At 73.9% G+C, this 3,911-nt stretch carries 1 protein-coding gene; it reads right to left on the minus strand.

The genetic code is table 11. The features are described 5' to 3' along the window. Nucleotides 1-3,911: SDR family NAD(P)-dependent oxidoreductase (locus tag ACIO5E_RS39570; RefSeq protein WP_400677548.1), on the minus strand; the 3,911-nt coding region annotated here is incomplete at both ends.

The raw sequence follows: 3,911 nt of genomic DNA on the forward strand, positions 1-3,911 counted from the left end.
TCGATCCATGCGGTGAACACCGCGGACTTGCCGAGGAGTTCGGCTCCCATGCCGGGCCACTGCGAGCCCTGCCCGGGGAACACGAACACCACCTTCCCCCTGGCCGAAGCGACCCCCTCGGCGACCCGATCCGCCGGCGAACCGTCCGCGAGAGCGGCCAACCCGGTCGACAGTTCCTCACCGGTGGCACCGATGACGACGGCGCGGTGTTCCAGCGTCGCCCGTGCGGTGGCCAGGGAGTAGCCGACGTCGGCGAGGTTTCGGCCGTCGAGGGACAACAGACGCCGGGCCTGAGTACGCAGCGCCTCGGGGGTCTTCGCCGACAGCGTCCACGGGACGACGTCGTGGTCCGGTGCTCCGGCCGCGGGTTCGTCGGCGACGGGTGGTTGTTCGAGGATGACGTGGGCGTTGGTGCCGCTGACGCCGAACGCGGAGACACCTGCGCGGCGGGGGCGTTCGTGGGCGGGCCAGGGCTGCTGTTCGGTGAGGAGGGAGACCGCGCCCGCCGTCCAGTCGACGTGCGGGGTGGGCTCGTCGACGTGCAGGGTGCGGGGCAGTACCCCGTGCTGCATCGCCATCACCATCTTGATGACGCCGGCGGCGCCGGCGGCGGCCTGGGTGTGGCCGATGTTGGACTTCACCGAGCCGAGCCACAGGGGCTGTGCACGGTCGCGTCCGTAGGTGGCGAGCAGGGCCTGGGCTTCGATGGGGTCGCCGAGGCGGGTCCCGGTGCCGTGCGCTTCGACGGCGTCCACCTCCGAGGGCTGGAGGCCGGCGTTGGCGAGGGCCTGGCGGATGACCCGCTGCTGGGACGGGCCGTTGGGGGCGGTGAGGCCGTTGGAGGCGCCGTCCTGGTTGACCGCCGAGCCGCGCACCACCGCCAGGACCGGGTGGCCCAGGCGCCGGGCGTCGGAGAGCCGCTCCACCAGCATCAGACCCACGCCCTCCGCGGAGCCGAACCCGTCGGCGTCGCTGGAGAACGCCTTGCACGTGCCGTCCGGAGAGAGACCCTGCTGCCGGCTGAACTCCGTGAACATGTGCGGCGTCGCCATCAGCGCGACACCACCCGCCAGCGCCGCGGAGGACTCACCGCGCCGGACCGACTCCGCCGCGAGGTGCAGGGCGACCAGCGAAGAGGAGCAGGCGGTGTCGATCGTGATGGCGGGGCCTTCGAGACCGAAGGTGTAGGAGATGCGGCCCGAGGCCACACTGGCGGTCACGCCCGTCAGCAGGTAACCCTCCAGCTCCTCCGGGGGCTCGGTGATCCGGGACTGGTAGTCCTGGTAGGTCAGGCCGACGAAGACGCCGGTCCGGCTGCCGCGCATCGACGTCGGGTCGATCCCCGCGTGTTCGAAGGTCTCCCAGGCGGTTTCCAGCAGCAGCCGCTGCTGCGGGTCCATCGCCAGGGCCTCGCGCGGGGAGATCCCGAAGAGGTCCGCGTCGAAGTCGGCGACGTCGTGGACGAATCCCCCGCGCCCGGTCGCCGAGCGGCCCGGATCACCCGGCTTCCCGGACAGCAGCTGCTGCAGGTCCCATCCTCGGTCGGTGGGGAAGTCCCCGATGGCGTCGCCGCCGTCCACGATCAGCCGCCACAGGTCCTCCGGCGAGCCGACGGCTCCTGGATAGCGGCACGCCATCGCGACGACGACCACCGGATCGTCGTCACTCGCCTGCGTGGGTACGGCGACCGGTCCGGTCTCCTCCTCGCCGACCAGCACGGACTCGACGTGGCGCGCCACCGCGACGGCCGTCGGATGGTCGAAGACCAGGCTCGACGGCAGCCGGACCCCGGTTTCCGCGGCGAGCCGGTTGCGCAGCTCCACGCCGGTGAGCGAGTCGAACCCCAGGTCGCGCAGCGGCCGTTCGATGTCGACGAGCAGTGGATCGGTGTGCCCCAGGACCGCGGCGACCTGGGCGCGTACCACGTCGAGTACCGCCGCCGACCGCGGCGGCCCGGACAGCGACCGCACGCGAGCAGCCAGCCCCGGCCCCGTCTCGTCGTCCTGCGTGCCGGACGTCGCCGTCACGAGGGCGCGGACCTCGGCGAGGTCCTCGATGAGCGGCCGCGTCCGGGCCTCGGAGTAGGCGAGGTGGAACCGGTCCCAGCGGATGTCGGCCACCATGGTGGTCGCGTGGCTCTCGTCGGCACCGTGTGCGAGGACCGCCAGAGCCAGCGCGGGTTCGAGGGGCAGGGCTCCGTGGCGCTGGAGCCGGTCCTGGACGCCGTCGACCGCGGCCATGCCGTCCCCCGCCCACGGGCCCCAGGCGTAGGAGGCCGCCGGCAGACCCAGGGAGCGCCGGTGTTCGGCCAGCGCGTCCAGGTAGGCGTTGCCGGGCGCGTACCCCCCTTGGCCGGGGATTCCGAGCACTCCGGCGATCGAGGAGAACAGCACGAACTCGTCCAGCTCCGCGGTGAGTTCGTGCAGGTGCCGGGCGCCCTCCGCCTTGACCCGCAGCACCCGGTCGAGCTGGCCGACCGTCAGGGAGTGCACCACCGCGTCGTCGAGCACGCCCGCGGTGTGGAACACGGAGGTCACCGTGAACTCGGCGAGCAAGCGATCCACGTCGGACCGGTCGCCCACGTCGCACGCCACGACGGCGACCTCGGCACCGAGCGCCCGCAGCTCCGCCGCGAGCGCGTCCGCGCCCGGAGCCTGCGGTCCACGCCGGCTCGCCAGCACCAGCTGCCCGACGCCTTCCTCGGCGAGCTGCCGCGCGACCCGCGCGCCGAGCGCGCCGGTACCACCGGTCACGAGTACCGTGCCGCGCGTCCGGCGTTCCGTCGAGACCGGGGTCTTCGCCCCGGCGTGCACCAGCCGGCGGGTGAAGGTGCCGGAACCACGGACGGCGACCTGGTCCTCATCGCGCTGAGCCAGTACGGCCAGCAACCAGGCGACCGCCTGCCCGCTGGGGAGCGCGGGAAGGTCCACGAGCCCGCCCCAACGTTCGGGCTGCTCCAGGGCGACCACCCGTCCGAGGCCCCACGCCTGGCTCTGAGCGGGGTTGCGCAGGGCGTCCGCCCGGTCCACCGCGACCGCGCCCGAGGTGAGGGTCCACAGCGGGACGTCCAGGCCGGCGTCGGCGAGCGCGTGGATCAGCGTCAGCGTGGCGGCCGTGCCCGTCGGGACGGCACCGCGTTGCGGAGCCACGGTGTCACCCGTCGGAAGCAGCGACAGCACCGCGTCCACGTCGCGAGGCAGCAGGTCGCCCAGCTCGGTGCGGTCCTCGGCGCCGAGCCGGAGCTCCACCACCTCGGCTCCGCCCGCACGCAGCCCGTCCCGGGCCGCCTTCGCCCACGCGGCATCGTGCTCGCCGTCCGGGGTGACGACCAGCCACGTGCCGGTCGGCGCGCCGCGACCGATGCCGGTCGACGGCACCCACTCGACCGCGTAGCGCAGGGCGTCGAGGCGGCCGCTCGCGCGGCGCAGCTCGCGCCGGCGGGCCAGCGCGGGCAGCGCCTGCCCCAACCAGTCCGGACGGTCCTCGTGCAGACCCAGCGCCGAGGCGACGGCGTCGGTGTCGGCTGCTTCCACGGCCTCCCAGAATTCCTCGTCGCCACCGCCGCCCACCGCTGCCGTGAGCCCGGCCGGCGCGTCGATCCAGTACCGGGTGCGCTGGAAGGGGTAGGTGGGCAGGACGGTCCGCCGGCCACCCGGGTACTGCGCGGTCCAGTCGACGGGCAGGCCGCGGGCCCACGCCTGCGCGGCGGAGGTGAGGAGGTCGGCCCGGCAGCCGTGATCGCGCCGAAGGGCACCGACGGCGGTGACGTCGGTCCCGGCGACGTCGGCCGCGTCCTGGAGCGACCCGAGGAGCACCGGGTGGGCGCTGGGTTCGATGAAGGTGGTGTGGTGGGTGGTGATGAGGGTGTGGGCGGTGGGGTGGAAGAGGACGGGGTTGCGGAGGTTGCGGTA

This window comes from Kitasatospora sp. NPDC087314 (assembly GCF_044744365.1).
Classification (GTDB): Bacteria; Actinomycetota; Actinomycetes; order Streptomycetales; family Streptomycetaceae; genus Kitasatospora.